At 49.6% G+C, this 22,225-nt stretch carries 22 protein-coding genes and 1 tRNA gene; 11 read left to right on the forward strand and 12 right to left on the reverse strand.

The window, feature by feature from the left end; all coding sequences use genetic code 11:
• Window positions 1–58 precede the first annotated feature (58 nt).
• From Q0577_RS14230 to Q0577_RS14240, 3 genes are all read left to right on the forward strand, one after another.
• Window positions 59–1,192 carry an acetate/propionate family kinase gene (locus Q0577_RS14230; protein WP_298737380.1) on the forward strand — a complete coding sequence of 378 codons (1,134 nt, stop codon included), beginning with the start codon at window positions 59–61 and terminating at the stop codon, window positions 1,190–1,192.
• Window positions 1,193–1,203: 11 nt separating this feature from the next.
• Window positions 1,204–3,564 (forward strand): phosphoketolase, encoded by a 2,361-nt coding sequence (locus tag Q0577_RS14235; RefSeq protein WP_298737382.1) that lies wholly within the window; start codon window positions 1,204–1,206, stop codon window positions 3,562–3,564.
• A gap of 95 nt (window positions 3,565–3,659) precedes the next feature.
• On the forward strand, window positions 3,660–4,520 hold the full coding sequence (locus tag Q0577_RS14240) for an SDR family oxidoreductase (RefSeq protein ID WP_298737384.1): 861 nt from the start codon (window positions 3,660–3,662) through the stop codon (window positions 4,518–4,520).
• A 59-nt stretch (window positions 4,521–4,579) separates the two neighbouring features.
• On the opposite strand, the gene Q0577_RS14245 is transcribed toward Q0577_RS14240, so the two are convergent.
• From Q0577_RS14245 to Q0577_RS14260, 4 genes are read right to left on the reverse strand one after another with little or no spacing between them, the layout of a single operon-like run.
• The gene (locus Q0577_RS14245) at window positions 4,580–5,383 is read right to left on the reverse strand and encodes an AraC family transcriptional regulator (RefSeq protein WP_298737387.1); all 804 of its coding nucleotides are present in this window, start codon (window positions 5,381–5,383) and stop codon (window positions 4,580–4,582) included.
• Window positions 5,384–5,406: 23 nt separating this feature from the next.
• Window positions 5,407–6,090, reverse strand: a complete 684-nt coding sequence (locus tag Q0577_RS14250; RefSeq protein ID WP_298737389.1) for an ATP-binding cassette domain-containing protein — start codon at window positions 6,088–6,090, stop codon at window positions 5,407–5,409.
• Window positions 6,087–6,389 carry a hypothetical protein gene (locus tag Q0577_RS14255; RefSeq protein ID WP_298737391.1) on the reverse strand — a complete coding sequence of 101 codons (303 nt, stop codon included), beginning with the start codon at window positions 6,387–6,389 and terminating at the stop codon, window positions 6,087–6,089. The genes Q0577_RS14250 and Q0577_RS14255 overlap by 4 nt, the downstream gene beginning before the upstream one ends.
• Before the next feature lie 34 nt (window positions 6,390–6,423).
• Complete coding sequence (locus tag Q0577_RS14260) at window positions 6,424–8,358, reverse strand: PAS domain S-box protein (RefSeq protein ID WP_298737392.1); 1,935 nt, start codon at window positions 8,356–8,358, stop codon at window positions 6,424–6,426.
• Between the two features lie 124 nt (window positions 8,359–8,482).
• On the opposite strand from Q0577_RS14260, the gene Q0577_RS14265 reads away from it, so the two are divergent.
• From Q0577_RS14265 to Q0577_RS14275, 3 genes are read left to right on the forward strand one after another with little or no spacing between them, the layout of a single operon-like run.
• Window positions 8,483–9,163 carry an aspartyl/asparaginyl beta-hydroxylase domain-containing protein gene (locus tag Q0577_RS14265; protein ID WP_298737394.1) on the forward strand — a complete coding sequence of 227 codons (681 nt, stop codon included), beginning with the start codon at window positions 8,483–8,485 and terminating at the stop codon, window positions 9,161–9,163.
• Complete coding sequence (locus Q0577_RS14270) at window positions 9,163–10,125, forward strand: hypothetical protein (protein ID WP_298737396.1); 963 nt, start codon at window positions 9,163–9,165, stop codon at window positions 10,123–10,125. The genes Q0577_RS14265 and Q0577_RS14270 overlap by 1 nt, the downstream gene beginning before the upstream one ends.
• 48 nt (window positions 10,126–10,173) lie before the next feature.
• Complete coding sequence (locus tag Q0577_RS14275; protein ID WP_298737398.1) at window positions 10,174–12,303, forward strand: type IA DNA topoisomerase; 2,130 nt, start codon at window positions 10,174–10,176, stop codon at window positions 12,301–12,303.
• A gap of 339 nt (window positions 12,304–12,642) precedes the next feature.
• Here Q0577_RS14275 and Q0577_RS14280 read toward each other — a convergent pair whose 3' ends face one another.
• Both Q0577_RS14280 and Q0577_RS14285 read right to left on the reverse strand, forming a co-directional pair.
• Window positions 12,643–12,888, reverse strand: coding sequence for a hypothetical protein (locus Q0577_RS14280; RefSeq protein WP_298737400.1), 246 nt, complete (start codon window positions 12,886–12,888; stop codon window positions 12,643–12,645).
• A 24-nt stretch (window positions 12,889–12,912) separates the two neighbouring features.
• Window positions 12,913–13,914 (reverse strand): DUF6268 family outer membrane beta-barrel protein, encoded by a 1,002-nt coding sequence (locus Q0577_RS14285; protein ID WP_298737402.1) that lies wholly within the window; start codon window positions 13,912–13,914, stop codon window positions 12,913–12,915.
• Window positions 13,915–14,116: 202 nt separating this feature from the next.
• Here Q0577_RS14285 and Q0577_RS14290 point away from each other — a divergent pair, with 202 nt between their 5' ends.
• Genes Q0577_RS14290 through Q0577_RS14300 form a run of 3 tightly spaced genes read left to right on the forward strand, consistent with a single transcriptional unit; the run spans window position 14,117 to window position 16,852 of the window.
• Window positions 14,117–15,193, forward strand: coding sequence for a histidine kinase (locus tag Q0577_RS14290; RefSeq protein ID WP_298737404.1), 1,077 nt, complete (start codon window positions 14,117–14,119; stop codon window positions 15,191–15,193).
• Window positions 15,190–15,915 carry a response regulator gene (locus Q0577_RS14295; RefSeq protein ID WP_298737406.1) on the forward strand — a complete coding sequence of 242 codons (726 nt, stop codon included), beginning with the start codon at window positions 15,190–15,192 and terminating at the stop codon, window positions 15,913–15,915. Before Q0577_RS14290 ends, Q0577_RS14295 begins: the two co-directional genes overlap by 4 nt.
• Before the next feature lie 37 nt (window positions 15,916–15,952).
• The gene (locus Q0577_RS14300) at window positions 15,953–16,852 is read left to right on the forward strand and encodes a DMT family transporter (protein ID WP_298737408.1); all 900 of its coding nucleotides are present in this window, start codon (window positions 15,953–15,955) and stop codon (window positions 16,850–16,852) included.
• Between the two features lie 45 nt (window positions 16,853–16,897).
• Here Q0577_RS14300 and Q0577_RS27215 read toward each other — a convergent pair whose 3' ends face one another.
• From Q0577_RS27215 to Q0577_RS14315, 4 genes are all read right to left on the reverse strand, one after another.
• The gene (locus Q0577_RS27215) at window positions 16,898–17,137 is read right to left on the reverse strand and encodes a hypothetical protein (protein ID WP_366884428.1); all 240 of its coding nucleotides are present in this window, start codon (window positions 17,135–17,137) and stop codon (window positions 16,898–16,900) included.
• A gap of 448 nt (window positions 17,138–17,585) precedes the next feature.
• Window positions 17,586–17,656, reverse strand: a tRNA-Gln gene (locus tag Q0577_RS14305).
• Window positions 17,657–17,739: 83 nt separating this feature from the next.
• Window positions 17,740–18,771, reverse strand: coding sequence for a glycosyltransferase family 9 protein (locus Q0577_RS14310; protein ID WP_298737410.1), 1,032 nt, complete (start codon window positions 18,769–18,771; stop codon window positions 17,740–17,742).
• A 7-nt stretch (window positions 18,772–18,778) separates the two neighbouring features.
• Entirely contained in the window at window positions 18,779–19,384 is a 606-nt protein-coding gene (locus tag Q0577_RS14315) for a DUF4254 domain-containing protein (RefSeq protein WP_298737412.1), read from the reverse strand.
• A gap of 125 nt (window positions 19,385–19,509) precedes the next feature.
• Between Q0577_RS14315 and Q0577_RS14320 the strand changes: the two genes are divergently transcribed.
• Both Q0577_RS14320 and Q0577_RS14325 read left to right on the forward strand, forming a co-directional pair.
• Window positions 19,510–20,043, forward strand: coding sequence for an RNA polymerase sigma factor (locus Q0577_RS14320; RefSeq protein ID WP_298737413.1), 534 nt, complete (start codon window positions 19,510–19,512; stop codon window positions 20,041–20,043).
• 6 nt (window positions 20,044–20,049) lie between these two features.
• Window positions 20,050–20,511 carry a hypothetical protein gene (locus Q0577_RS14325; RefSeq protein ID WP_298737414.1) on the forward strand — a complete coding sequence of 154 codons (462 nt, stop codon included), beginning with the start codon at window positions 20,050–20,052 and terminating at the stop codon, window positions 20,509–20,511.
• On the opposite strand, the gene Q0577_RS14330 is transcribed toward Q0577_RS14325, so the two are convergent.
• Both Q0577_RS14330 and Q0577_RS14335 read right to left on the reverse strand, forming a co-directional pair.
• Window positions 20,489–21,682: a carboxypeptidase-like regulatory domain-containing protein gene (locus Q0577_RS14330; protein WP_298737415.1), complete on the reverse strand. Its 1,194-nt coding sequence runs from the start codon at window positions 21,680–21,682 to the stop codon at window positions 20,489–20,491. The two genes, Q0577_RS14325 and Q0577_RS14330, sit on opposite strands and share 23 nt — an antisense overlap.
• 159 nt (window positions 21,683–21,841) lie before the next feature.
• Window positions 21,842–22,198, reverse strand: coding sequence for a DUF4974 domain-containing protein (locus Q0577_RS14335; RefSeq protein ID WP_298737416.1), 357 nt, complete (start codon window positions 22,196–22,198; stop codon window positions 21,842–21,844).
• Window positions 22,199–22,225: the final 27 nt, after the last annotated feature.

Consider the following 22,225-nt stretch of genomic DNA (forward strand, 5'->3'; position numbering starts at 1 on the left):
CCCGGTATGTCGCCTGCTTTACACAATGCGGCATATTTTTTGGCCTTCCCCAGTTGTCATGAGTACAATTACACCTGTTATACTAACTGTCAACTGTGGGTCTTCCAGCCTGAAGTATGGGCTCTTCAGCCTGACGGGCGATGCCGCGCCCTTACACAGCGGCCAGATCCGTGATATAGGCAAAGCGCCGGTAAAAGATATGGAGGCGGCTGTAGATCAGCTCATTGCCCTGTTCAATGAACGCTTTGCGCACTACGAGGTCAGGGCCATCGGCCATAGAATGGTGCAGGGCGGCCTGCAGCACATGGAACCGGAGCAGGTCAGCGATCAGCTGCTGGCTGCTCTCAGCAAACTGGTACCACTTGCCCCCGGGCATTTACCTTCGGAAATAACCGCCATCCGCGCCTTTTCACAGGTATTCCCGAAAGCTACACAGATCGTTTGTTTTGATACGGCCTTTCATCAGCACATGCCCTTTGTAGCACGCCACTATGCCCTGCCGAGAAGGTTCTGGGAACAGGGCCTGCTACGCTACGGATTCCATGGCCTCTCCTGCGAGTATATTATGCAAACGCTGCAGCAAACAGCGCCTGAAACGGCCCGCGGCAGGATCATCATCGCCCACCTGGGCAACGGCGCCAGTATGACCGCCGTACAGGATGGCCGCAGTATAGATACCACCATGGGCTTAACACCCGCAGGCGGACTGGTAATGGGTACCCGCCCCGGAGACCTGGACCCCGGCGTTATACTCTACCTGCTCAAAGAACAACAGCTCAGCGCAGATGAACTGAATGAGCTGCTGAATAAACAGTCGGGACTAAAAGCATTATCCGGTAAAATGTCTGACGTAGAAGACCTCCTGGCCAGCGCGCCGGAGCATCCGCACGCTGCAGAAGCCATCGATCTTTTCTGCTACCAGGCCCGGAAACATGCCGGGGCGCTGGCCGCCGCCATGGGCGGACTGGACACTTTCATCTTTACCGGCGGTATCGGAGAACATGCGGCGGAGATCCGGCAGCGTATCTGCGAAGGGCTTGAATTTCTGGGTATGCATATTGATAGTACACAGAATGAGCAGGCTGCAGCACTGATATCTGCCCCGGGCAGCGCCGTTGCCATACGCGTAATACCTGCCAGTGAAGAACGGATGATTGCGCAACATACCCGGCAGTGGCTGCAGCAGCATTAATACCAACGATCATGGCTACACTAACTGACGAGCAACTGCAATTAACAGATAAATACTGGCGCGCCGCCAATTACCTGGCCGCAGCACAGCTTTACCTGCAGGACAATGCCCTGCTGAAAGCACCCCTGCAGCCGGAGCACATCAAGCCGCGGCTGCTGGGGCACTGGGGCACCTGTCCGGGACTGAACCTTATCTACGTGCATTTAAACCGCCTCATAAAAGAAAGGAATGCCAATCTCCTGTTCATCTGCGGGCCCGGCCACGGGGCGCCTGCAATACTGGCCAACAGTTTCCTGGAAGGCACTATGTCAGAGATCTATCCTGATATTACACCGGATGAAGCAGGTATGCGTACATTGTTCCGCCGCTTCTCCTCCCCCGGTGGTATACCCAGTCACGTTAGTCCGCAAACGCCCGGCTCCATTCACGAAGGCGGTGAGCTGGGCTATGCATTGGCACATGCCTTTGGCGCCGTATTCGATAATCCTGACCTGGTGGCCGCCTGTGTGGTGGGCGATGGAGAAGCAGAAACAGGCCCCTTATCCGGCAGCTGGAAATCCATCAGGTTCCTCAATCCCGCAAGAGATGGCGCGGTGCTGCCCATCCTGCACCTGAACGGATACAAGATCTCCGGCCCTACGGTAATGGCGCGTATGAGTGATGAAGCGCTGGCAGATCTTTTCCGGGGATATGGGTACAAACCCATCTTTGTATCAGGTAATGAACCCATGGCCGTGCATTCGCTCATGGCACATGCACTGGACAGGGCCCATACTATCATCAGGGACATACAGGCAGTTAGCAGAACACAAACAGGTAAATCCCATAGCTGGCTGCCATGGCCCGTGATTATACTACGCACGCCCAAAGGCTGGACCTGCCCAAAAGAATGGGAGGGCAAGCCCCTGGAAGACAGTTTCCGCGCACACCAGGTGCCCATCATGCATGTAAAGGAAAAGCCCGAAGCGCTGGCATTACTGGAACAGTGGCTGCAAAGCTACCACCCCGCCGAATTGTTTGACCAGGACGGGAAATTAATACCCGCGCTCAAAGCGCTTGCCCCACAGGGGCAACAGCGGATGAGCGCCAACCCGCATACCAATGGCGGTTTGCAGTTGCAGGAACTGCAGCTGCCTGATTACAGGGAATATGCCGTAGCAGTAACAACACCCGGTGTAACCGTGGCAGAGAGCACCACCCGGCTGGGAAAATGGCTGCGCGATGTATTTAAGCTGAACGAAGCGGCGCAGAACTTTCGCTTGTTCTGTCCTGATGAAACACACTCCAACCGCCTGCAGGCCGTATTTGAAGCCACCAGCCGCTGTTTCATGGAACCGGTATTGAGTACGGACGAAGATCTCTCGCCCAACGGCCGCGTGATGGAAGTGCTCAGCGAACACCTTTGCCAGGGATGGCTGGAAGGTTACCTGCTCACCGGCAGGCACGGCATTTTTCCCTGTTATGAAGCCTTTATCACCATCATTGACTCCATGTTCAACCAGCACGCCAAGTGGTTGAAAAGCTGCCGGGAATTACCCTGGAGAACGGAGCTCGCATCACTCAACTACCTGCTTACCTCGCACAGCTGGCGCCAGGATCATAATGGCTACAGCCACCAGGGCCCCGGTTTCATTGATACCGTGGTGAATAAAAAAAGCACGGTGATCAGGATCTACCTGCCGCCGGATGCCAATTGCCTCTTATCGGTAATGGATCATTGCCTGCGCAGCCGCAATTATGTGAACCTGGTAGTAGCCGGTAAACAGCCCGAACTGCAATGGCTCAATATGGAAGCAGCAGCGGCGCATTGTGCGCAGGGCGCCTCCGTATGGCAATGGGCCTCTAACGATGAAGGTCATACGCCCGACGTAATACTGGCCTGCGCGGGAGATGTGCCCACGCAGGAAACACTGGCCGCCGCCTGGCTCTTACGCCAACACCTGCCCCAACTGAAAGTAAGGGTAGTGAATGTAGTGGATCTGATGTCATTATCACCTAAAGCCTATCATCCCCACGGACTGGAAGATGCGCTTTTTTCGCAACTCTTTACAGACAATGCGCCGGTGATCTTTGCCTTTCACGGTTATGTGCGCATTATACATGACCTGGTGCACGGGCGGCCGGAACCTGAGCGTTTTCATGTGCGCGGCTTCATGGAAGAAGGCAGTACCACCACGCCCTTTGATATGGTGGTGCTGAACAACATGAGCCGCTATCAGCTGGCGCTGGAAGCCATCCGCCGCGTAGCGCGCGTACAGGATCAATCCGAGCCTGCCGTAAATTATTTTACGGCGCAACTGGAAAAACATGCTGTTTATATAAGAGAACACCTGGAAGATATGCCCGAAGTAAAAAACTGGAAGTGGGAATAACGCCAGTGTTTGAATTATACAATTATACGTTTGAAAGCTGTAAGTACCGGGGCATGTTGCTGTGCTAATTTTGTTGCTACAAAACACAACATACTATGAGCACACAAAAAACATGGTTTATAACCGGCGCATCAAAAGGCTTAGGCCTTACACTCGTTAAACAATTACTGAGCCTCGGCCACCAGGTAGCAGCTACCTCCAGGAGCCTGGATGATCTGACCAAGGCAGTAGGTGAGCACAATACTAACTTCCTTGCATTAACTGCAGACCTGAAAACGGAAGCCAGCGTAAGCAAAGCAGTGAATGCTGCGATTGCCCGCTTCGGTAAACTGGATGTAGTAGTGAACAACGCTGGCTACGGACAGGCAGGCGGACTGGAAGAGCTTTCAGATAAAGAAGCAAGAGAGAATTTTGACATCAATGTATTTGGCGCCCTGAACGTGATCCGCAGCGTAATGCCGCAGCTGAGGAAACAACGCTCCGGCCATATCCTCAACATTTCTTCCATTGCCGGTGTTACCGGCGCTTTCCCGGGCTTTGGCGTTTACTGCGCCACCAAATTTGCACTGAACGGACTTACTGAATCATTGTCTGCAGAAGTGAAGTCTTTTGGTGTAAAGGTTACATTGATACAACCCGGTTACTTCAGAACATCCTTCCTTACCTCGGATTCGGCAAAGCTGCCCGCTAACCCGATTGCGGCATACAAAGAAGTAAGAGAAGTGGAGGCTTTCCATATGAACGAAATGAACGGCAACCAGGCCGGCGATCCTGAAAAGGCTGCAGCCGTTATGATCAAGGTAACCGAAGATCAAAACCCGCCGCTGCACCTCATACTCGGGGAAGATGCTTACCTGCTGGCGGACGCAAAATTTGCATCCGTGAAAAGTGAGATGGAGGCATGGAGAGAAGTAGCTACCGCTACCAGTTTTGAAGGCAGCGTAGTGGCACACTAACACTATTTGATCTATATATATCAGAACAGCTCATCTTGTGGTGAGCTGTTCTTTCCCTGTTAATCCCTGCCAATGCAGAAATTATCATCTTCATTGAGCTGCATGAATTGCCGGGGACTCACACCGGTATAGTGTTTAAAATCCCTGATCAGGTGACTCTGGTCATGATAGCCAAACTGCACCACCAGCTCAAACCAGTTCACCTTTGCAGCAGGATGATCAAGCAGGTAGGCAAGCACCTGTTTAAAGCGCAGAAAACGCAGCAGCTCTTTAGGCGAATAGCCCACATACTTTTTAAAGCGCAGCTGCACAGCGCGTGCTGAAACGCCATACCTGCCGGCGATCACCTTCACCGGGTTCACCACCGGGTTATGGATATCATCTACATGATCCAGTAGCTGTTGTGTTGGCGGTTCACTTTGTGCAATGTGCAGCAGCAGGTAATCGGTGAGCGCGGCAATGCGCTGTTCCGTATCAGGAATAGCAGCCAGTAAATGCCAGACATCTTCCAGCCGCTCCGCAACAGCAGCTTCTTCACCGGGCGTAACAGACAGGAAACGGTAAAAGCCATCCAGTATAAACTGCAGCACCAGCAGATCGCTGTCTGCCTGCAGCTGGTAGTTCATCATACAGCGCAGCGGCCCCAGTATGACAATACGATCAATGACCTGTGCTCCCGGCGCTTCATCGCCAAAGGCATACGGTATTGCTGCACCGAAATTAAAGACCACGATCATTTCCAGGCTGGGCGCCAGGTGGTACAGCTGCGGCTGCATACCGGGCGGTGTGCGGGCCGCATAGCAATGGCTCAATACGCCTGCCAGGCGTGGATCTACCGGGTAACGTCTGCCTGGGTCTGCCATAAGAAATTGTTTGTAACACTAACTTAGTAAAATTCAGCCAATGTTCCGGGAGGCAGGTAGTGCTGGGTTTCCAGCTGATCCAGTGATTGAATACGTTTACAGACGCCGTTGCTCAGCAGCAGCAGCTGGGTGCTGGTGCCGATGATGTTGCGATAATCGTGATCGGTAATAATAAATCCCTTGGTAGTACGATAGGCTGTGATCAACGCTGCTATGCGTTCCTTATAGAGCGGTTCCATACCGGAGAAAGGCTCATCCATCAACACAAATTTCACGTCCAGGTTTAGGAGCAGCATAATTTCAAGATACCTTAGCTCACCGCCGGAGAGTTCGTTAACGTACTTGTTCAGGTGCGGACTAATCCTTTCATTTGCCCGTATGCTTTGTTGAGCGTGTTTATCAGCAATGAAGATCCCGATGATCTTCCTGACCGGTATGTCTGCAGGCAGAAAACGATGTTGTGGTAAATAGGCGATCTGGCCGCCTTGCCGGTATGGAAAAGGGCAGGGTTTGCCATTGATCCGGATGCTGCTGTTAAGGGCGGGTTCAGTACCGAAGAGGATCTTCAGCAGAGTGGATTTACCGCTGCCATTACGGCCCAGCAGCCCGATGATATCGCCGGTTTCGCATTTCAGGTACACATCGGTGAGCAGTTCTTTAGTACCGTAGTTTTTCTGTATGCTATCTGCTTCCAGCTGATGTTTCATAAGCCGATCCATTTTTTGACGATCAGGTATAACAGCAGCACCGGTACCAGTAACAGGTAAGACAACGCCATAAGCCGGATCTTTGAAAAGCCCCTGTTGTGGTAGAAATAGTACTGCCGCTTGTGTCTGAGGTTATAAAGAAATGAGGCAAGCAGGAAACCGCCGCTGAAAATGGATAACCAGAAAGTATGAAGAAATGCCTGTATAGACCTTTCAGCGCCCACATATGCGAATAAGGCGGTTACTACGGAGAACAGCAGATTATACCGTTGTATGGTTCTGAAGTAATGAAGGAACACTGCGAATTTTAGCGGAAATTAGGCTAAATATCTTTTAAGGATTGTTAAAACTTTGCCCGTTACCTTCTTCGCTTTTGTGATAGATCTGGTTGCACTTGTCTGCCATTTCGTGCAGCATGACATCCAGGTCGTTCACCAGCTTTTCCATGTATTCCAGGAAAGGCCGGTTATCGGGATTGGCCAGGTTCTCTTTATCCATCTGGGCAAATAATCCCAGCAAAGAGGCTACAGGCATACGCAGGCGGTGAGAGCTGATGAAGGCCACTTCGGTAAGCAGGCGGTTCCGTTCTTCCAGCTGCTGTTCAAATTTTTTCTTCTCCGTGATATTGGTCTGGATGATGATATGCCTTTCCACTTCTCCTGCCTGGTTTACGATGGGTGTAATATCCATCACGATCCAATAGGGTTCTCCGCTGCTGCTATAGTTGAGCAGTTCTACCACGCAGTGTTTGCCGGCGGCCAGTTTTTCGCTGATCTCCTGGTAGATTTTCGTATCGGTATCTTCTCCATGCAGGAAGGCATACGGTTTTAAACCTTTGATCTCTTCCAGCGCATAACCCGAAAGATCTTCAAAGCTTTTGTTCACCCATTCAATACAGGCATTTTCGTCTGTAATGATCACGGGGTTATGGGTCATGCTGGCTACCAGGGAAAGCCGGCGGATCTCTTCATTCTTCACCACTATTTCTTCAATATCCTGCATGGCGCCGATCATGCGCACAGGTTCCTTTTGTTCATTATACAGGATGTAGCCGCGGGAAACCACGTGGCGATACTGGCCTTTCAGATCAATGAGCCGGTATTCCCGCTGCCAGTGGGTATGTCCTTCCCTTACGGCCTGGTATAAGCTGTTCATGATATCCTCCCGCTCTTCGGGATGTATGCGGGAAGCCCAGAACTCAGGCTCTTCCTCTCTTTTGCTGAATCCAAAAAAGTGGATGGCATTATCGCTCCAGCTCACCTGCCTGTTCACCAGGTCAAAATCCCAGATCACATCGTTGGTGGCCATGGTAACCACCTCATAGCGCTCCAGGGCTTTGCGCAGGGTGAGCTCATGTAGTTTTTCCCTGGTAACATCCCCGGCCATGCAGGCTACGCCGGTAATACTACCCTGGTCGCAGATGGGATCGAAAGAGATCTCCATATATCTCCAGGTTCTTTCTGTAGTTCCCGATTCGTAAGCGATCAGCTGTTTTTCGCCGCAAAGGCTTTTCTTATAGTGTTCCAGCCAGAACTCAGATGGTTTTTCAATATCCCTGAGCAGGGCCAGGCGGCTTCTGAATACCCTGTTTTCGGCAATGAGCTGGAATTGGTTGTTCACTGCCCATACCATTTTCTGCGAGCTGTTAATGATGGTTTTCAGCAGCTGCTCCTGCTTATTCAGCGCTTCTCCTGCCAGGTGCGCTTCCGTCACATCGTATATGCTGATCACTTCTGCCGGTTCATCGCCGTAAGCGATCATAAACGCTTCCACCCGCACATACATCAGGCTCCCGTCTTTTTTAAAATGCCGCCAGATGCCTGAAGGGCTGTACCCCGGCTTTGTTTGCAGATCCCGGTTCCTGAGCAGGCGCTCAATGTCTTCCTTAGGACGGATATCCAGTATCGTCATCTGCAGAAATTCCTCCCGGCTGTAGCCATACAGGGCAATGGCTGCGTCATTCACTTCCAGGTAGCGAAAGTCCCTTTTGCGATAGATCCACATAGGCTGCGGATTCTCACGGAACATGCGGACATAGGCCCTTTCAGAAGTAATTACCTGGCTACGGTAGTTTCTAAGCAGGAGGAACAATACTACGGCAGATAACAGGCCGAATATAATACCCTTGTAATGCAACAGCCAGGTTAACAATTGCGGGTTAACGTGGCCGCTGAGCATAGCTATCATCCAATCGACAGACAATGCCCAGATAACAGCACAGATGGCATATATGATAACGGTTGTAAGCGGTGAGGGCGGTCTAAACATAGCAACTTTCACGGATTCCTATAAAAGATATACAAATTTGTACAGTTAATAAAAAATATTTAAAGATGAGGCGGGTATCCTATTGGCAGGAATCTATTATATTAGCCAGGCATTAACTACCGGGATGAACTATATCAAATTTTCCTACACCTATAACGTAGCAAAACTCTGCGCCGAACTGGAAGCAGTGTTGCAGGAAGAATGGCCCCTGCACTTCAACACGCGCGACTTTAACGGCGACTGGCGGAGTATATCTCTCCGCTCTGTAAGCGGAGCAAGTAAAGACATCTACGCACATGCCAACGGCGCCTACAGCGATACCCCGGTACTGACGCGGATGCCCTATGTAAAAGAGATCCTGGACGCCTGGCAATGTGAGAAAGAGGCAGTGCGACTCTTGTCGCTCGCGCCCGGCAGCGTGATAAAACCACACCGCGACCCGGGCTGTTCTTATGATGACGGCCATTTCAGGATACATATACCCATCATCACCAACCCACAGGTACAGTTTATACTGGAAGATGAGCAGCTGCCGCTGAAAGCGGGTGAATGCTGGTACATGAATTTCAGCGCCACCCACAGCATCATCAACAATGGCAGCAGCGCCAGGATACACCTGGTAATAGACGGCATCCGCAACAGCTGGACGGACGAGCTGTTCACCGCACATGGCTACCGGCTCACAGATAAGCATGCGGTGGAAAACCTTGATGCCACCACCCGTACAAGGATGATAGAAGAACTGGAAAAAATGGACACCGCCGCATCCAGGGAACTGGTTGCCCGTTTAAAAGCAGCACAATAATGCAGCCCGCACTGATCGCTAACTGGATACCCTACCGCCTCAGCTATACTAACAGGGAATGGCAGCTTACATGGCTGGACCTTGGCAGCGAACGGATGATACATCCCTTTTTTGATGAGACCATCACCATTTGCCGATGCAGGCAGAAAGAAAGGTCCCGCCTCGAAAGCCGCAGCACCGCAGATTTCCTGTCGCCTGCCTGTGAAGACCTCCGCTCATTGACGCCGTCCGCCTTTATCTTCCATGTTTCCCGTTGCGGCTCTACCCTGCTATCGCAGGCTTTTTCAGCGCCGGAAGAAAACATTGTCGTGGCAGAAGCGCCATTACTGGATGAGATATTAAGAGCAACGGAAAAAGATGCGCACCTCAGCACCGCCACCCGCGAACACTGGTTCAGGTGTGCCTTGCAGTTAATGGGCCAGCAGCGCAATTTCAGAGAAACCCACTACATCATCAAACTGGACAGCTGGCATATTCATTTCTATGAGCTGCTGCGCGAATGGTTTCCGCAAACACCGTTCTTCTTTCTCTACCGCAGACCCGGTGAGGTGATCGCCTCCCACGAAAAAAAGCGGGGCATACACGCCGTACCCGGGATAGTGGATCATGTTCTGCTCAAAACAGCAGCGCCAGCCACCTACCAGGGAGAGCTGAACCGTTATACCGCCGACGTGCTGGAGCAGTACTACCTGAAGCTGCAGGCTATTCATGCGCTCCATCATCCCGCCAATACTTTTTTCGATTATGCAGATGGCGTAAGAGCAATGGCAGATCATTTCAGCCGCTTCAGCGGCATCCCCATCCGTCATAGGGATGAAATGGACCAGCGCTTAAAGCATTACAGTAAAGCCCCGCAGGAAGTGTTTCAGCCGGATAAGCCAGCGAATGATAACAAATATTTTTTTGAGGATTGCCATGCAGCATATGAGGGGCTGAAGGAGCTTATCCAGGTATTGCGGTAATGACGTTACAATAAATTATCCGACATTTGCCGTTCTTTTCAAGGCACTATGAAGGTTTGCATTGCAGAAAAGCCAAGTGTGGCCAGGGACATTGCGCATATCATCGGCGCTGCGCAGCGCCGTGACGGTTACTATGAAGGAAACGGTTACCAGGTAACCTGGACCTTCGGACATTTCTGTACCCTGAAAGAACCGCATGATTATTTTGAACGCTGGAAATACTGGCAGCTGGAAGATTTGCCCATACTGCCGGCAAGCTTCGGCATCAAACTGATAGACAACGCGGGTGTACAGAAACAGTTTTCCGTAATAGAACAGCTGGTACAGCAATGTGAAGAAGTGATCAACTGCGGTGACGCCGGCCAGGAAGGAGAACTGATACAACGCTGGGTACTGCTTAAAGCGCGTTGTACCGCCCCCGTGAAAAGATTATGGATCTCTTCCCTCACAGACGAAGCGATCCGCAATGGCTTTGCCGCCCTGCGTGAAAGTGCGCAGTTCGACAACCTCTATGCCGCCGGCAGCGCCCGCGCTATCGGCGACTGGCTGCTGGGCATGAATGCTACCCGGCTCTTTACCAAGAAATTCGCCATCGGCAAAACCGTACTGTCTATCGGCCGGGTACAAACCCCTACCCTGGCCATGATCGTACAAAGGCAAAAAGAGATCAACGCATTTGTGCAGGAAGACTACTGGGAACTGAAGACCATCTACCGCGACACAGAGTTCACCGCTGCTATTGACCGCCTGAAAGACCTGGAAAAAGCCAACCGCGGACTGGCTTACCTGCAGCAGCATCCTTTTGAAGTGGTATCGTTTGAGAGAAAGGAAGGGAAAGAAGGCAATCCCCGCCTGTTTGACCTGACCGCCCTGCAGGTGGAAGCCAACAAACGCTATGCCTACAGCGCGGATGATACGCTGAAATATATCCAGAGCCTGTACGAAAAAAAGATGGTGACCTACCCCCGCGTAGATACCACCTACCTGTCTGAAGACCTGCATCCGAAAATTGCCGGTATCCTGCAGGAAATGACGCCCTACAAGGCCCTGATAGCCCCGCTGCTGGAAAAGCCCATTCCCAGGCTGAAAACGGTGTTTGACGACAAGAAAGTCACCGACCACCATGCCATCATTCCCACAGGGGTATACCCCTCCGGGCTCTCGCCCGAAGAAAAGCGAATCTATGACCTGGTGGCCCGGCGCTTTATTGCCGCCTTCTACCCCGAGTGCCGCATTGCCAATACCACGGTGATGGGCAAGGTAGGACAGGTGCCTTTTAAGGCCACCGGCAAACAGATCATCGAGCCGGGCTGGAAGGAAGTATATGCCAATGACGCCAGCCAGAAAAAAGAGGACGAAGAAGAAGAAAAGATACTGCCCGTGTTCGAAGCAGGCGAAAGCGGTCCGCATACCCCCAGGATACACCAAGGCAGAACTTCGCCTCCCAAGCCTTATACAGAGGCGACCCTGCTGCGGGCCATGGAAACCGCCGGTAAGCAGGTAGACAATGAAGAAATGCGCGAATTGCTGAAAGACAATGGTATTGGCAGACCTTCTACCCGCGCCAATATCATTGAAACCCTGTTCCGCCGTAAATACATCGAAAAACGCAAAAAGAATATCTACGCCACACAGACAGGTATCGACCTGATAGACACCATCCAGTCAGAACTGCTGAAAAGTCCCGAGCTTACAGGCCAGTGGGAACGCAAGCTGCGGCTGATAGAAAAAGGCGAATACGCCATGGACACGTTCAAGGAAGAACTGGTACAGATGGTCACGGAGCTGGTCAATGAAGTAAAGACGGCCGGTTATAAAGTGATCTCTGTAGCTCCTGAAACGCCCCCCGAACCGGAAAAACCGGCTAAAACCGCCAAACCCAAAGCGCCTAAGACCCCGGCAACGCCAACAGACATTACGGCGCTATCCTGCCCCAAATGCAAAACCCATGCGCTTAAGAAAGGCAATACCGCCTATGGCTGCGCCAACTACCAGGTATGCGGCTTTAAACTGCCCTTTGAGGCCTTCGGCAAAAAGCTGACAGACAAGCAGCTGGCCGAGCTCATTACCAAGGGCAAAACACCGAAGCTCAAAGGCCTCCAGGTTCCGGGAAATACCGAACCCGTGCAGGCGCGGCTGGTGCTCAATGCCCAATTTGAGCTGACTACAGCGCCTTAATTCCACCATTACTTATTGCTTTAACTGGCCGGGATTCAGGGTCCTGCAGCCTTGTATTGCATGGTATCCCAGTGAAAACCCCATATTTCTTCAATTTTATCATCAGGTTGACAGGGAGATGTTTGCTATCTATATAGAGAGCTTACATCCTGGTTACATCCTGGTTACAAATAGCTTACATATAGCTTACATCCTCGGGAAAGCACCGAGCACAGTGGCTTTCAGCCGAATGAATGTATCGGGCTTTTGGCGGACCCGAACCGGGCCACAACCCTTTAACACATTGATTATCTTGATTTTAGGGAGATTGGAGCGTTAAACTGAAGGGAGTATCCTGTGTCAGGACTGCTCCCTTTCCTTTAAAAACACAAGGTCGATGGGCAGGTCAATACAGTAGTGACCATATTGCCTTACCCGGTCTGCTATATCTGCTGCGCTGAAGGCGTAACCTTCCACCCGCAGGATCCTGTCTTCATCTGCCAGGTCAAAATTGATCCTGAAGTCCGGATGATGTTGCAGCAAGTCTGTGATAATGTCCGCTGCCGTTGCCAAACATTGCACATCTGTTTTGAAAACTTTTATCATGATCATCACTTGGTTGAACAGATATTATTTCTTCTTTCCAATGACAGAAAAGGGATTGAACGATACCCCGATGTTAAAATAAAACGTAGGGTCCGGGCTTGTTTTTAACACGTAGTCATTAAATGAGTCCTCCTTTCTGAACAGGCGGCCGGTAGTGGTTAATTTCATTCCTGTTTTGGCAGTGAGCACAAAATATTTGGCGATAAGATGCTCGTAGGTTAACCCTGATTTGATATCCATCTGGCGGTACTCGTAACGCTGTGAGGTGCCGTCTATATCGTACAGGTAGAAGGATGTTCTGTCCAGCTCCGCACCCAGTGATACTCTTCCATTGCCAAAGACAGGTTTCCTGAGATAGACGTTCCTGGGGAATGCAATATCTGCCAGCAGGCCGTTATCGAATCTGTGCTCATAGGAGAAAATGGGCAGTACAGGCGTTTGTATTGTGGGATCGATATTGACAAGGATACCAACTCCCAGTTTGGTACGCTGGCTGGCCTTGAGTATAACCGTTCCTGTTAGCAGGCCCCTTACCCTTTCCACATGCTTTTCACTGCCATCCAGCAGGATACTGGAAGTATATACCGTTCGTTTATTGAACAGGGTGGAGAAGTAAGTAAAGTTCAGGGATGAATAGAAGTAATGAAAATCTTTATCAATAGGATTGACACCAGCCGTAGAGGCGTCTGTTACATCTGCCTTAACAGCCGTGAACCGGTAACCTGCTGACGCGCCTAAAAGCCAGCGGCTCTTTTTTATAAAGTTGAAACTGGAACTTACCTTTAATTGTGAAAAGCCCGTTATCCTGCTTTCGGGCAAAGGCTTTCCCTCTCTTTCTGCAGTATAGTTGCAGGGAGCCGAATAGGTATATTCAATATTGAAGGGACGGGTAACTGCAAACTTATCGGCAGCATAGGTTTCCACACGCCTGGAAGTACCCGGGCTATCCCCGTTTTGTGAAAACGCATCCGCAAATGAGAACAACATTCCGAATGACAGCGCTACTGTTCTTTGTGTAATGTCCATAGTCAATGATTCAGTTATGGGCACAAAGAAATACTTATTAGCATAGCGGTATCCGGTTTTTATACGAAGGCGTTTACTTTTTATACCAAACCCACCCCGGCTGATTTTTGGTATAACAAAGCAGGCGTTTCGTATAATTTCCCCTGGTGCGGGGGATAATCGTTTTATCTTCGTTATGGGTTCAACCCTTTTACTGTCACACATGAAAAATTATCCACCGGAGCTGAGGGATACAAGGATCATTAACCTGATCGTTGACGACAGGCACAGGCTTTTACGTCATGCCATATTATTATTGGGAAGCTTTTTTTTGATCTTGTATTCCAATAACATCGCAACAATTACAGGCGCCTATAAGTATTTCACTTTATTTGCCTCCTATACGGCTGTGATGACCTTATGTTATATCAACATGGGCATCCTGGTTCCGCGTTTCTTTTTCAGGGGCCGTTACATGCTCTACGTGGTACTGCTGCTGCTATTGGTGCAGGCAATACTGCTATTGCTGCATTTTTCGCTGGATGCATATACGGGATCAGATGAATCGTTTATACAGTCTGAGCTTACCCCGAAACGGAGTCTCTATGATGGTACGATCAGGATCATCCCCGTGATTCTGGTCACTACGATGATAAAGCTGTTCCAGCGGTGGATGAGAGATAATGAAAGATTTGCCGAACTGAAAAACATTACACTTACAATGGAGCTGAAGGAATTGAAAAACCAGATCAATCCTCATTTCCTGTTCAATATGCTAAACGGGATCAAAGCCCTGGTACGCAGTGATCCCGAGAAGGCTACCATCGTCATCATGAAATTATCTGAATTCCTGCGCTACCAGCTTTATGAGAACGATGATGAAATGACCATGCTAAGGTCTGAGATCAATTTCCTGTCCAACTTCCTGGAGCTGGAAAAGCTGAGAAGGGACAATCTTTCCGTTGAGATCAGCTGTGGGGCCAGTTCTGCGGTGATCAACAGTGTATTTCTGCCCCCCAACCTATTCACTACCTTTGCAGAGAATGCGGTAAAGCATAGCGTTGATATCAGCGGCGCCGGATCTTACATCCGGATCAGGATCACTGTTCATGCGGGTAAATTAAATTTCCATTGCGTTAATTCAACAAATGCTGATCACAGGCCCCAGGGTGAGAAAAGCAGCGGACTAGGACTGGCCAATATAAAAAGGCGGCTGGAATTGCTATACGGCAATGATTATAACCTGGATATCAGCGCAACAGAAAATGAATACACGGTTAACTTAACAATTCCCATATGAACTGTATTATAGTAGATGATGAACCACTGGCAAGAGAAGAAATGCAGGCGCTGATCAAAGATGTTTCCAATATTGATATACTGGGAAAATTCTCCAATGCCCCAAGCGCACTAAACTTTTTAAAGGAGCATAATGTAGATCTTGTTTTTCTTGATATTCAAATGCCCAAGGTAACGGGGTTGGAATTTGCCTCACAATTGTCCGGGCAGACCCTTACTATCTTCACCACCGCCTATCCGCAGTATGCGCTGAAAAGCTATGAGCTGGATGCGATTGATTACCTCTTAAAGCCTGTAGAAAAGCACCGCCTGGAGAAAGCGATCAACAAAGCGCAGGTATACCAGAAGCTGTTGGCTGACAGCACCGCCAAAAGCACCATCGAAGCCAATACACCGGAGTTCCTGCTGGTTAAATCAGAGCGCCGGTTTCACAGGATCAATTTCAGCAGTATTGTTTATATTGAAGGGCTGAAAGACTATGTGGTAATATATACCGGTAATCAGAAACTGATCACCGCTATGAACCTGAAAACGATTCATCAGAAACTACCGCAACAGGTCTTTCTGCGGGTAAGTAAATCCTACGTGGTGAACATGCAGCATATTCATTCTTTTGATCATCATAATATCTATATCGGTGATGCGGAGATACCACTGGGAGATGTATACAAAAAGGATTTCTTTATGACGTATTCAGGCGGGTCTTTAAACCCGGATGACTGAATACCAACTTTGACAGCGCCATTTAACCTACAGCATCATGCCAGGACCTTTATTCAGCAAACACACCCAGGGACTGATCAGCATCATCTTTGTGATGATGATATGGGGCAGCTCTTTTACCGTTACCAAACTGGTAGTTACGGAAGTACCGCCCCATATCTTTGCAGGGATCCGCAACCTGATGGCTTGTGCGGCCCTGCTGCCCTTCTATATTGCAAGGCGGCGAAAAGTGAAAGGTCCGCTGCCGTATATGCGGCTCACCCTCATGGGACTAACAGGCACCACGTTGTACTACTATGTATTTAATACCGGTATGAAGTATGTGTCTGCCAGTACGGGGGCCCTTATTGAAGGACTGGTTCCAGTGGCCATTGCTATACCGGCGGCCATCCTGCTCAAAGAGCAGCTGGGCAAACGGGCGATTGCGGGGATTGTGTTGTCTGTTGCAGGTGTGATACTGGTGGGCTTTGTAGGCAACGGGGAGCAGTCTGGTAATGCCATGATGGGCAGTTTTCTGATCGTTGCGGCTGTACTGCTGTGGAGTGCGTATACTTTGCTTTCGCGCAGCCTGAAGGACACTGACACCGTGCTGATAACAACGGTAAGTACGTTTATTGGCACAGCATTATCGCTACCACTACCCGCATATGAGATCATCAGCGACGGCATGCCTGCTATTTCATGGAAGGCATGGGTGGGAATGGCAGGCCTGGCGATATTTGCATCTGCCGTAGCTTATTCTTTATACAATAAAGCGCTGGAAAGTCTGCCGGCGGCACAGGTGGGAAATTTTCTGAACCTTAACCCGGTGATTGGAGCGCTGGTGGCGTTCATTTTTTTGAAGGATAAGCTGACGGGGTTACAGCTGGCGGGCGGGGTGCTGGTACTGGCGGGGATTTGGCTGAGCAGCAGGAAGGGGAGTAAAGAAGGGATGTAAGGTTGATTTAGACGCTATCCTCTAGTCCTCTTTAGGTTTCTTTATTCACAGCGGACTTTCTTCAAGCACGTAAAACACTGTGCATATCTTCAAGCAACCATTTAAACTCTTTATTGCAGTAGTCCTGTCGTTTGATATTCTGAAACCGTTGAATACAGGCAGCTCTTTAATATTTGCTAAATCAGCTTGTCCTCCCTCAATAAAAGGTTGTTTCCATACTATACTAAACGCACCTTCCCTGTTATGCGCAAAGCCGGGTAGCTGACAGGTAGTACTAGGAAACAATAGGTATTATGTGGGTTGCATTGGGTGAGTGATACACAACCCCAATTTTCTAAAAATCAGTATTAAACTTTTTCAGGGCGACCATCGTTATACAATTTACCGGCGAATCGTAATAACAGTAACCCAGCCATGAATAATAAACACTTACTAAAATATGCGGCCAGTATAGGGTCTGGCCTTTTTCTCGCTGTTTTTGGTATCATTGCAACGGTAATGCTGAAACAAACTTATAGCGGGGAAACGGTGATAAAATGGATCATTGCAGGCATTTTGTTTGGGATATTTGCGTATTATTTCCTGCACAGACGGGATTGAACAGTGTTGGTGGCGGCCTGACCTTACGTTGATGACTGATGTGCTGCCGGGCAAGAAAAAACCCGCTGAAACTTTCGTCTGCAGCGGGTCTGAAATTCTTTAAAGTCATTAAGCTGATGGTTCAGCTTTTTTGTTGCCCGACCAGGATTCGAACCTAGACAAACAGAACCAAAATCTGTCGTACTACCATTATACTATCGGGCACCATTGATTTGGGATGGCAAAATTAGGCTTTTTTTTATTACTTCAAAAAAATATACCTACTTTTTTTGAACACAGAAAATCAATCATTTAGGTAACAACTGCACCACCTTATCCACTATTTTTTCGGGTCCCAGCTCCTCCATACAGGCATGATCGCCCCGGAAACAGGGTTTATTGCCGAATACGGAACAGGGGCGGCAATAGAGGTCTATCTGCACGGCTCTGTCTATTGGCTGCCCGTAACCCATAAATCCTGCAAAAGGATGGGTAGCACCCCACACAGATACAACGGGAATACCGAACAGCGACGCCAGGTGCATGTTGGCAGAATCCATACTGATCATCAGGTGCAGCTGGCTGATGATGGCCAGCTCTTCTTCCAGCGAAAAACGGCCGGCTATCACGATGGCCTGCGGATACCGTTGCGCCAGCTCATTTAGTTGTGCTACCTCCTGCGCACCGCCTCCAAACAGCAGCAGTTTATGCTGCGGTTCCCGGCTGAGCATGGCCAAAACCTGTTCCATTTTTTCCAGTGGATATGTCTTTTCCCGATAGGTGGCAAAGGGCGCCACACCTATCCAGGTATCGGCGTTTTTAAGGCCCGTAACAGCAGTGATGCTATCACTTAATGGCAGGCGGATCACCTGTGCGGGGACAGCCGGCATATTGCACGAAAAGCCCAGCTGCCTGAAAACGGTGGCATAGCGTTCTATGGTAGTAGTGAGCGGCTGCAGTACTTTCTGTTCCTGGCGGGTGAGCGCTTTTTTACCGGCCCTCCCCTTATCAATGACAGCTACCGGCACTCCTTTCAGGCGAAAAAAGGTACGTACTATTTTAGCGCGCAGCACTTCATGCAGGTCGGCCACAGCTTCAATGTGATGTGCCCTGCTGATCTCACGGAACAGCCGGTATAAGCCGGGAAGGCCTTTATGCCTGCCCTTCAGGTCGGCCGGAAAAAAGGTGAGGCGGGGAATATCCTTACACAAGGCGCCCCAGTTTTTGTTGGATACAAAAACGATGTGCGTACCGGGATTTTCTGCCAGCACCTGTTTCATAACAGGTATGGTCATGGCAGCGTCTCCCATTGCTGAAAAGCGGATGGCCAGTACCGTCAAGGTTTCTTTATTTTACTGTTTTGTATAGTACCGGGTTCAGGAAAGGATCATTATACATTTTCATCTGCCTGTACACCTTCATGTATTTTTTTCCGGCGCTGATGTCTTCCAGCAGTTCTTCAATAGCAGTGCCCAGGTCTTTCTGTTGTACCAGCAGTACATCCAGCTTACGCTGACAGGCAGCGCGATGCGCGTCCGTAGCATCGGCACGATGCGCTTCCTCCTGCATGTGATAGATCTTCAGTGCGAGGATGGAGAGACGGTCCACTGCCCAGGCAGGGCTTTCGGTATTGATCCGGGCGTCCTGCTGTGGTGTTACCGATTGGTATTTCTCCAGGAAATAGCTGTCAATATACTCTACCACGTCTGTACGCTCCTGGTTGGAACGGTCTATCCAGCGTTTGATCTCCAGTGCCTTTACCGGGTCAATGGCCGGGTCACGGACAATATCTTCCAGGTGCCATTGCACCGTGTCTATCCAGTTCTTCAGGTAGAGCAGGTGCTCTATGCTGTTCTTATCGTAAGGATTGGCAATCGGCTGATGTACATCATCGTGTACATGATAATCCTGTATGCTCTGGTTAAATACCTGGTTACATAATGCTGTGAACATAGAACAAATGTATATAAAAGAACCTATCGTACAAAGAACGCGCCATCCCCCTGCCAGGCTTTCCTTAACATTGAAGTAACATACACGTGTTACATTTAACATCGCAAATCGCTAATGCATAATCTATGTCTGATAACCCGTCAAAAGCGCTTTTCCAGCAGTTGTTCGGGGCGAACCGGGATAAGGTGTTCAGGTTTGCCTATAAACTTACGGAAGATGTTGCCCGTGCAGAGGAGATCACCCAGCAGTGCTTCGTCAGACTTTGGGAAAACATCCACAAGGTGCAGGAGGGGCAGGATGTTTTTCCACTGTTGTTCGTGCTTACCAAAAACATCGTGGTAGACCAGACCCGTAAACTGTACCGGGAGAAACAAACACTGGCGCAGCTATCTTCCAGCCAGTCTTCTGCTGCCCCCGAAAACAAGGAGGAACAACAGCTGATGCGCAAAGAATTCTGGCAACAGGTGCAGAAAGTAGTGGACAAAATGCCGGAACAAAGGCGGAATGTGTACCTGCTGAGCCGGGATAAAGGCTGTAGCCATAAAGAGATTGCACAACAGCTGAGCCTATCCCCCACCACTGTCAGAAACCACCTGCATCTTGCCCTACAATTCATCCGCAGGGAAATGATGGCACATTACGATATAGAAGTTAAATAATCCGTTATGTTCTACCCCCACCGCATGTATAAATTATTCATTGCCTTTGTATGCCTGGCGATGATCGGCGCCTGCAGTAAAAAAGATGATCCCGCTCCGCCTGCGCCCACCGGTCCGCTTACGCAACAGGAGATCAACAACTGGATACTGGACAGTATGCGGTATTTCTATTTGTGGAACAGCGCACTGCCTGCTGCAGCCGATACACAGCTATCTGCCGCAGCGTTCTTTAACAGCCTGAAACACCAGGACGACCGTTTCTCTTTTTTGTATAATCCTGCTGATCATTCCACCTATCCCCGCTATATGCTGTACAATTACGGGATAGACTTCAGCGTGATCAACTGGCCAGCGGCCGCCGGCGGCGCCATCGGGGTAATAAAACTTGTATTGCCGAACTCCCCTGCCAATCATCAGGCCGGGCTGCAACGCGGCATGTATTTTACTACAGGCCCCAGTTATTGCTGAATGCATTGCCGTCTTTAGCGCCTGCGGCTGCAAACTTTGCCCGCACATCACTTTCATTTTTCCAGCCGAGTGATCCCATTAGTTTGCGATGATCGGAGATGCGCCCGGAATATGCTTTGCCTTCCAGTTTAAGGGAAAGAAAATCCTTGCCGGTGGTTTTGTCATTATAACTACCGCCTACGCTTATATTCAGAAAGTTTGCGGCAGGAATGTCCAGCGTGTTCACTTCTACCAGACCTCCGCCAAATTCTGCACTGCGGTCGGGTGTGATCGTTTTTACGACCACTACATTCTCTACGATATTGGAGGGAATGATATCAAAGCTGAAGTTCTTACGATTCAGCTCTGTACTGGGCATGATCTGCCCGTTCAGTACCGCCTGGTTGTAACGTTCGCTTAAGCCGCGAACTACCACATATTTATTATCCATGGTAGACAGGCCGCTTACCCGCTTTAGTACTTCACCGATATTCTTATCCGGTGTGCGGCTTATCTGCCCGGCACTGATACCGTCTGAGATCACTGCACTGTTTTTCTGCAGTGCATATAAGCCTTCTACAGAAGTGCGTTTATAGCTCGCCGTTACCGTTACTTCCTTCAGCCGGGAACCGCTGCTTTTCATCACAACATCCAGCGGGGTAAAGCCTTTTTCTTTTACCACCACTTCTGTTACCTTACGGGTATCATAGGAAATATAGCTGAAGGTAAGTGTATATACACCCGGAGGCAGCAACAGCTCATAGGTGCCATCCACATTGGTAAGCGTTCCTTTTCCTTCCTGCACCTGTATGGTAACACCTGGCAATGGTTCATTCCTGGCATCTACCACTTTACCACTGATACGTCCGTTCTCTTCTGCCGCTACACGTTCCTGTTTACCCTTGCGCAGGGCGATGGTATTGTTTGAATAGCTGATGTCAATGGGTGTGTACCTGTCGAGCAGGGCTAATACTTCCCCTAATGTATTGTTCGCAGATCTTATTCCCTCTACTTTGCACCGGGCCAGGTACTCAGGATCATATATAAAAGTATAACCGGTTTGTTGCTCAAGATGCTTTACCACAGCGGCAGCTGTAGTATGTTGCATATTTACTGTCACCTTGTCTTTAAGTCCCTGGTACAATTGTGCCGCCAGTACCATGGGATGCCATCCCCAGAGAAAACATAACAAGGATACCAGCCATCATTGTAAAGTACCCCTGTAAAAAAATCTGTTTGTAGATTTTTGCATACTTTTGAATTGCTTTTAGTTAAAAATGAATATCTGATCCCGGATGTATATCCGGGTGAAAAGCACTGCTTTTTGCGGTGCTTTTATCTTCTGGTATGTTCAGTGATCACTGTCTGCTACATAGATGCTGCTGCCTGTTTTTGTATAGGAAAAGCCGTGTACATATTGCAACGTGGCCAGCACGTGGTCGAGGGTTTCATTTGCAGTAAATGAGCCTGTTACTTTTCTTTTTGCCAGTTGCCTGTTTTCAAGAATAATCCTGCAATCATAACGGCTTTGCAGTTTGGCAAAAGCATCGTCAAGGGTGGTATTTTCAAATATGAGTTTACCGTTTTTCCAGTCCAGCACTTCCGGTGTATTAAAGCGAACAACAGGCGAAAGGGCGCTGTCCTTCCTGTACAGTAACATCTGCCCTGGGGTCAGCACACAGGCAAATGCAGCTGTGCGTATGGTCACCTTACCGCTTACCAGGCTAACGGCAAT

The sequence above is a fragment of the uncultured Chitinophaga sp. genome (genome assembly GCF_937898475.1).
Classification (GTDB): domain Bacteria; phylum Bacteroidota; class Bacteroidia; order Chitinophagales; family Chitinophagaceae; genus Chitinophaga.